Source organism: Paenibacillus vietnamensis (assembly GCF_020169515.1).
GTDB classification, from domain to species: domain Bacteria; phylum Bacillota; class Bacilli; order Paenibacillales; family Paenibacillaceae; genus Pristimantibacillus; species Pristimantibacillus vietnamensis.
The window spans coordinates 1-1,675 of the sequence record NZ_JAHMHW010000038.1; the positions used below are offsets into that span (position 1 = coordinate 1).

The 1,675-nt window shown below is 36.3% G+C and carries 1 protein-coding gene; it reads left to right on the forward strand.

Annotated features, from left to right (window positions below; translation table 11 throughout):
- The first annotated feature begins 105 nt into the window (after nt 1-105).
- A complete protein-coding gene (locus tag KP806_RS27420) occupies nt 106-1,560 on the forward strand; it encodes an IS1182 family transposase (RefSeq protein WP_224726931.1) in 1,455 nt (484 codons plus the stop codon).
- Nucleotides 1,561-1,675 lie beyond the last annotated feature (115 nt).

Here is a 1,675-nt window from a genome sequence, read left to right on the forward strand (position 1 = left end):
GAAAAAGTTCCTAGTTCAATTAAACGAGCCCTACCTCGATTTCTCGAGGTAGGGCTCGTTGTTTTTATTGTATAATAATTGTACTAATTTCAGGTGGTGTTCCCGATAATTTCAAACCAACAATCGCTAAGTCTTAGCCCATTTATGGCTATCTACGATATCGTTGTGCCTAACGATAATATGCTTCGCCAAATTAATGAACTTGTGGACTTCTCTTTTGTGCTCGAAGAATTGCAGAATAAATATTGTCTCGATAACGGTCGCAATGCAGTGCCACCTATTCGTATGTTCAAATATTTATTACTCAAATCGATTTTTGATTTATCCGATGTTGATGTCGTAGAACGCTCAAAATACGATATGTCTTTTAAATATTTTTTGGACATGGCACCAGAAGATCCGGTCATTAATTCAAGTTCATTAACGAAATTCCGCAAGCTCCGTCTTCAAGATATAAGTTTATTAGACATGCTCATTCAAAAGACCGTTGAGATTGCACTGGAGAAAGAGTTGATTAAAAGTAAATCGATTATTGTAGACGCAACGCATACAAAAGCACGCTATAACCAAAAGTCATCGAAAGAAATTTTAATGGAGAAGTCTAAGCTAGTACGAAAAGCCGTTTATCAAATTGATGAAAAAATGAAAGGAAAATTCCCACCGAAAACGATGACGAATGAATTAAAAGACGAAATAGATTACAGTCGAAAAGTCATTGAAACGGTTGAAGCAGAAGAAACCATTCGCGAATACCCGAATGTAAAAGCGAAACTGAACGTCTTAAAGGAAATCGTCGAAGACCATCACGAACAACTTCGATACTCGAATGATCCAGACGCGAGAGTGGGCCATAAAACAGCCGATTCCTCTTTCTTTGGATATAAAACACATATCGCAATGAATGAAGAACGTATTATTACAGCTGCCGTAATTACAACAGGAGAAAAAAGTGACGGGAAACAACTTCAAACCTTAATTGAAAAAAGTCGTGAAACAGGGATGGAAATCGATACCGTGATTGGCGATACGGCTTATTCTGAAAAGGATAATATTCAGTATGCGAACCAAAACGAATTACAACTAATGGCTAAATTAAATCCTAATATTACACAAGGAACTCGAAAAAAAGAGGATGAATTTGAATTTAATAAAGATGCTGGAATGTATGTGTGTAAAGCAGGTCATCTGGCAATTCGTAAAGCACGTACAGGTAAAAAAGGCATTAATAACAATCAAAAAGATACATATATGTTTGATATTGAAAAATGTAAAGTATGTCCTCTGAGAGAGGGTTGTTATAAAGAAGGAACGAAAAGTAAAACCTATTCGGTTACGATTAAATCAAATGAACATATAGAACAAGAAGCATTTCAAAATAGTGAGGAATTCAAGGCGAAATCCAAAGAACGTTATAAAATTGAGGCAAAAAATAGTGAACTCAAACATAGACACGGGTATGATGTAGCTTCATCCGCGGGTCTAATTGGCATGCAGATGCAGGGTGCCATGGCAATATTCGCAGTCAATCTCAAACGAATTATGACTCTCCTAAAGGAATAAAAGTAAATAAAATGAAGAGAAAGGCGCCATCCCGTTCGAAAATCGGACGGAATGGCACCTTTTTCATTTGAGATGTACTTACATATTTTAAAAACGAAAGTTTTTCAGTGCCCTC